General features: G+C 59.8%; 5 protein-coding genes. All 5 read right to left on the bottom strand.

Annotated elements, in window-relative coordinates:
- Window positions 1-112: 112 nt before the first annotated feature.
- Window positions 113-1,609 (bottom strand): aldehyde dehydrogenase, encoded by a 1,497-nt coding sequence (locus ACYQ1A_RS06315; protein WP_499361082.1) that lies wholly within the window; start codon window positions 1,607-1,609, stop codon window positions 113-115.
- 30 nt (window positions 1,610-1,639) lie between these two features.
- Complete coding sequence (locus tag ACYQ1A_RS06310) at window positions 1,640-2,926, bottom strand: NAD(P)/FAD-dependent oxidoreductase (RefSeq protein ID WP_499361081.1); 1,287 nt, start codon at window positions 2,924-2,926, stop codon at window positions 1,640-1,642.
- Window positions 2,927-2,999: 73 nt separating this feature from the next.
- The gene (locus ACYQ1A_RS06305; protein ID WP_499361079.1) at window positions 3,000-4,517 is read right to left on the bottom strand and encodes a DUF3138 family protein; all 1,518 of its coding nucleotides are present in this window, start codon (window positions 4,515-4,517) and stop codon (window positions 3,000-3,002) included.
- 86 nt (window positions 4,518-4,603) lie between these two features.
- Window positions 4,604-5,425: an ABC transporter permease subunit gene (locus ACYQ1A_RS06300; protein WP_499361078.1), complete on the bottom strand. Its 822-nt coding sequence runs from the start codon at window positions 5,423-5,425 to the stop codon at window positions 4,604-4,606.
- Window positions 5,422-6,330, bottom strand: a complete 909-nt coding sequence (locus ACYQ1A_RS06295; RefSeq protein WP_499361076.1) for an ABC transporter permease subunit — start codon at window positions 6,328-6,330, stop codon at window positions 5,422-5,424. The genes ACYQ1A_RS06300 and ACYQ1A_RS06295 overlap by 4 nt, the downstream gene beginning before the upstream one ends.
- Window position 6,331: the final 1 nt, after the last annotated feature.

Genomic DNA, 6,331 nt, shown 5'->3' with positions numbered 1-6,331 from the left:
TAAAGGTTTGTTCAGCGCAAGCTGAACACCAAAACATGCGCCGCAGGCTAAGCAGTTAAAGGTTTGTTCGACACCACCCCAACAGCAAAACCCGCGCTGCATGCCCCCTCCCTTACCGCAACCGCACCAACGTCGACTTCAACTCCGTGTACTTATCCAACGCATGCAAAGACTTATCCCGCCCATTGCCCGATTGCTTGAACCCGCCAAACGGAAAATTCATATCCCCGCCTTCGTCATAACAATTCACCCACACCGTCCCTGCCCGCAGCCGCCGGGCGGCCTCGTGTGCGGTGGTCAGGTCGGCGGTCCAGATGGCCGCGGCCAGACCGTATTCGCTGGCATTCGCCAAGGCAATTGCCTCATCCAGCGTGTCAAACGTAATCACCGACAACACCGGCCCGAAAATCTCCTCCGCCGCCACGCGCGCATCCTGGCTGGCTACGTCGAAGATGGTCGGCTCGATGTAATAGCCACCCGTCTCCGTCAGCGTGCGGCCGCCGCCCAATAACAGCGTCGCCTCGCCCTTGCCGGTTTCGATATAGCTCATCACCCGCTCCAGCTGGATGTGATCCACAATCGCGCCCATCGACGTAGCCGGATCCAGCGGATTGCCCGGTTTGTACGCCGCAGCTTCGGCGATCAGCGCCTTGATGAATTCATCCTTGATCGAGCGATGCACCAACAACCGTGAGCCCGCCGTGCACATCTCACCCATGTTGTAAAAGATGGCGCCTGCGGCCGAGCGCGCGGCGCGGGCCATGTCGGGGCAGTCGGGCATCACGATATTCGGTGACTTGCCACCCAGTTCCAGCCACACCCGCTTCAGGTTGGATTGCCCGCTGTGCTGCATCAATTGCTTGCCGACAAAGGTCGAGCCGGTAAAGGCCAGACAATCCACATCCATATGCAGCGCCAGCAATTTGCCGGTATCGCCAAAGCCTGGCAGCACATTGAATACACCGGCCGGTATGCCCGCCTCCAGCGCCAGCTGCGCCACGCGCAGGGCCGACAACGGCGATTTTTCCGACGGCTTCAAGATCACTGAATTACCCGCCGCCAGCGCCGGGCCAAACTTCCACGCCGCCATCAGGATGGGGAAATTCCATGGCACCACCGCCGCCACCACGCCGATCGGCTGCCGCGTCACCAGGCCAACCAGATGGTGGTCCACCGGGGCGACTTCGCCGCCGACTTTATCGATGGCCTCGGCGTACCACTGCACCGTATACGCCGCGCCAGGTACGTCCACCGTGGTGGTGTCGCCTATGGGTTTGCCCGCGTCCAGCGTTTCCAGCAGCGCGATTTCGTCGGCGTGTTCGCGAATCAGCGCGGCCCAGCGCAGCATGATTTCTTTGCGCTGGCGCGGATTCAGATCCGACCAGACGCCGCTCTCAAACCGCTGGCGCGCAATCGCTACCGTCTGGTCGACATCGGCCTCGCCGCACCACGCCACCTGCGTCAGTAACTTGCCGTCAATCGGGCTGATGCAGTCGAAGGTCTTACCACTGGCTGCGGCGGTAAATACGCCGTCGATAAAGGCGCGGCCTTCAATCTGCAGGCCTTCTGCCAGGTGGCGCCAATATGCAAAGTCTTTGGTTTGGGACATCGTTTGTTTCCTTGGTCGCTGGCGCAGGGTTTAAACCAGATCTTTAAGCCGGTACCAGGCCATGGCCAGTACCAGCGAAGGAGTGCGCAACAGATCGCCGCCCGGAAAATCGTGGTGGCCAATCTTGCTGAAAATATCAAAGCGCTCGGCCTGGCCGGCGATGGCTTCGGCCATCAGCTTGCCCGCCAGCCCGCTCACATTGACGCCATGCCCGGAGAAGCCCTGAGCAAAATAAATCGTGTTGGCCAGACGGCCAAAATGCGGGGCGCGGTTCATGGTGATGTCCACCATGCCGCCCCATGCGTGGCTGATCTTGACGTCGGCCAGCTGCGGAAACGTCTTCAACATATCGGCCCGCATCGCTTGCGCCAGGTTGGACGGCGCCAGCGTCGAATAACTGACCTTGCCGCCCCACAACACGCGGCCGTCCGGCGTGGGCCGGAAATAATCGAGCACAAACCGGCTGTCGCAAATTGCCGCACCCGCCGGCATCAAGGCCGCAAAGCGCACCGGTGCGATGGGCTCGGTGGTAATCACGTATGTGCCCACCGGCATGATCTTGCGATTGAGCGCGGGCGATAAATGTTCAATAAAGGCATTGCAGGCCAGCACCACAAATTGCGCTTCTACCTGGCCCTGCGCCGTTTTCAGGATGTGCGGCGGACCCTGGCGCATTTCCGTGACCAGGCTGTGTTCATAAATCTGTACCCCGGCGGCGACGGCAGCGCGTGCCAGCCCCAAGGTGTAATTGAGTGGATGCAGGTGGCCACTGTTCGGATCAAACAGACCGCCGGCATAGCGATCGGATTGCACATAGGCGGGCAGATCGGCGCGTTCCACCCAACGCAGATCTTGATAGCCCCAGCGTTGCGCGGCCTCGTCGCGCCAGGCTTTAAGCTCTTTGACATGCGCCGGCTTGTTGGCGGCGGTCAGATAACCGGCGCGGTAATCACAATCGATGGCGTGCAGGGCAATGCGTTGGCGCAGGATGTCATTGGCCTCGATACCCATATCGAACACGCGCTGCAGGTCCGCTTGGGGCAGTTCGGATTCAAACGTATCCATGCCGCAAGCAAAGCCGTTGATCACTTGCCCGCCATTGCGGCCGCTGGCGGCCCAGCCCACGCGGGCGGCTTCCAGCACCACCACCTTGAGGCCACGCTCGGCCAGGTTCAGCGCCGCATGCAAGCCGGTCAGCCCGGCCCCGACCACCACCACATCGCAAGCAACCGCGCCGGTCAGTTCCGGGTGCCGCGTGCGGTCGTTGGCTGTAGCCGCGTACCAGCTGTCGATGTGTTCGATTTGTTCGATATGCATTGCATTCAGATCCGGTGAACCTTTCGGTGAACCCCGGCCAGCCTGGCCGGCCGGGGTGGCCTGCGGTGATGACTTAGAACGCGTAGATAAACTGCGTGCCGAACAGGTCGTTGTGCTTGCTGTAAGTGCCATCGTTGCGCACAAACACGCTTTCCGACGCCATGTCATGGCGGTATTCCAGCTTCAGCGTGGCCTGGTCGGTCAGATACCAGATCAGGTCGAACGCGATATCGCTGCGATTGGCACCTTTGCAATCCATACCGGCGTTTTCGCTGTTGGCGGCGCATTCCTGGCTGATACCAAAGCCGTTATGCCCATCCAGACCGCCGTCGGCCAGCACGATACCGCCGCCACCGCCGCCGTTCTTGCTGTCGTTCAGGTAGTCAAAGCGCAGCGCGGTGCCAAACGAACCGGCATCGCTATGCCACTTTTGCAGGCCCAGCAACGACACGCCATACCAGACTGCCGTGCCACCGTTATAAGCGGCGCTGTCCTGGCGGCCGTAGTCCACTTCAGCATTGATGGTGGTGTCGGCCCAGGTGTAGGTCATATCGGCTTCAGTAAACAGATATTTGCTATACGGCGAGCCGCTGGTGCACTGGTAACCATAACCGCCCGCACACGTGCTGCCGGTGGCCAGAGTCTGGCGGCCGATGTTGGCGGACCAGCCCAGATCAATCGACGACGACCAGGTGTAATCCAGACGCGTGGTAAAGGTCGGCGTGCTGTTGCTATGGAACACGGCCTGGCCGGTATCGGCATTGGTGTCGGTCTGGGTGCTGGCGCCCTTGGTGCGGTATTGCTCGTTGGCCAGCATGAACTTCCAGGCAAAGTTGCCGGTGGAATAGTTGTAGCCCACGCCGGTGTAGCTGCCCGGATCGGAGAAGTCATACAGCAGGTTGTGCGTCAGCGTCGGCATCAGCGTCGACAGCTGATATTCATAGCCGCCAAAGCTGCTCATCAGGCCGACCACAAAGCTGCTGCTGGTATCCAGCGGAATGGTGGCCACCGCGGTGTTGATGATGTTCATAAAGCTGTTGGAGCCATCATCCGTGGCCAGCAGGGTGGCGCCATTGCCACGGTTAGGCATGATGGAAATCTCGGCGCTCGGGGCCAGCGAACCGGAACCAAAGGTCTTTTTGATATCCAGATACACATCGCCAAAGGTGCTGCCGTCGTAGTTGTACGCGCCGTTGTGATTTACAAAGCTGAACGAACCGGCATGGTCGTTGTTGTTGTACATGTACACCGGGTCCATGTAGCCGGTGATGGACAAGCCCGCCAGGCCGCCTTCATTAACCGTGGTATCCAGGCTATCGACCTTGAGTTGCAATTGCGCAATCGATTGCTTCATCGATTCCACGTCTTCTGGTGACAGCGGCGGCGTGGTGCTGGCCGATGCAGCAGGCACGGCAGCCGGTGCCGGAGCGGCGGCTTGTGTGGCCTGTTGGGCTTCCAGTTGCTGAATCTGCTTTTGCAGCGCGTTTACCTGCGCCTTGAGGGCGTCGATATCGCTCTGTTTCGGCGCCGCCAGCGCCGCCCCGGACACGGTCAAGCCGGCCAGCAAGGTACATAAGATCTTCTTGCGCATTTTCGTCATCCCAATGGTTGAAATTGCACCCCGATAAAAACTACTCAAACAGCTGTATCTACTTTCAGATTCCGTACGACGCTTGCTTAACTGGCGGGCATGGCGCGGCGCGCTTCAGCACGTTGCATAAAGTAATTGGCGGCGATCACACCCACGGTGACCAGGCCGATAAACAGGGTGGCCAGCGCATTCATTTCGGGGTTAAGGCCCAGCCGTACGCGGCTGAATACCACCAGCGGCAAGGTGGTCGAGCCTGGCCCGGACAAGAAGGCCGACAGCACCAGATCGTCGATCGACAAGGTGAACGACAGCAGCCAACCCGAGATCAGCGCTTGCGAAATCAGCGGCAGCGTGATGACAAAGAACACCCGGAACGGCGTGGCGCCAAGGTCCATGGCGGCGTCTTCCAGCGCGGTGTCCAGTTCACGGATCCGGCTTTGCACGATGATGGCGACGTAGCTGACGCATAACATGACGTGACCAATCCAGATGGTGAACACGCCGCGTTCGGCCGGCCAACCCAGCACCTTGCCCATTTCGACAAACAGCAACAGCAGCGAAATACCCTGGATGACTTCCGGGATCACCAGCGGCGCATTGATCATGGCGCTGTACAAGGTAAAGCCGCGGAACCGCCCCATGCGCGCCAGCACAAAGCCCGCCCAGGTGCCGATGGCCACCGAGGCAAATGCGGTCAGCAAGCCAATCTTGAGCGACAGCCACGCGGCATTGATCAGTTCATCGTCTTGCGCCAGCGCGTAGTACCAGCGCAAGGACACTTTCGACCAGATGGTCACCAACTGGCTGTCGTTAAACGAGTACACGATCAGGCTAAGGATGGGCGCATACAGAAAAAAGAACCCCACCGCCAGCGTGCCCACCTGCAGTTTTTTATTGGGCTTGATCATTGTTCGAACTCCTTGGCCTGGTAGTGCTGGAACAGCGCCATCGGCACCAGCAACAGCAGCACCATCGCGCACGTCACCGCCGAGGCCATCGGCCAGTCTGCGTTGTTAAAGAACTCGTCCCACATCACACGGCCGATCATCAAGGTGTCCGACCCGCCCAGTAGTTCGGGGATGACGTACTCGCCCACCGCCGGGATAAACACCAGCAAACAGCCGGCGATAATGCCGTTGCGCGATAGCGGCAGCGTGATCTGGCAGAACACCTTCCATGGCTTGGCGCCAAGGTCATACGCGGCTTCGAGCAAAGACAGATCCATCTTGACCAGATGCGCGTACAGCGGCATGACCAGAAACGGCAGATAGGAATAAACCATGCCGATGTAGACGGCGGTGTTGGTGTGGTACAGCTCCAGCGGCGTGCGCACCAGGTGCGCCCACATCAGAAACTGGTTGAGCAAACCGTTGTTTTTAAGAATGCCGATCCAGGCATAAACGCGGATCAGGAAGGAGGTCCAGAACGGCAGCATCACCGCCATCATCAGCATGTTGCGGGTGGCCGGATTGCTGCGCGCGATGTAATACGCCATCGGATAACCGATCAGCAAACACAGGATGGTGGAGATGGCCGCCATCTGTAGTGAGCTGAGATAGGTGGCGAAATACAGGCTGTCGGACAGCAGAAAGGTGTAATGCCCCAGCTGCAGATTGATATGCACCATGCCGTCTTGCAGCTGCGCCAGCTCGGTGTACGGCGGCACGCCCAGTTGCTGCTCGGCAAAGCTGATCTTGACCACCAGCAGAAACGGCACCAGAAAAAACAGCGCCAGCCACAGATACGGCCCGCCGATGACCAGGCTGCGGCCGCTGGGGATATAGCGTTTAAGGCGTGTGGAAAGCGGGGTCATG

The organism is Silvimonas sp. JCM 19000, from assembly GCF_054652575.1.
This window is presented reverse-complemented; position numbering and strand designations above follow the sequence as displayed.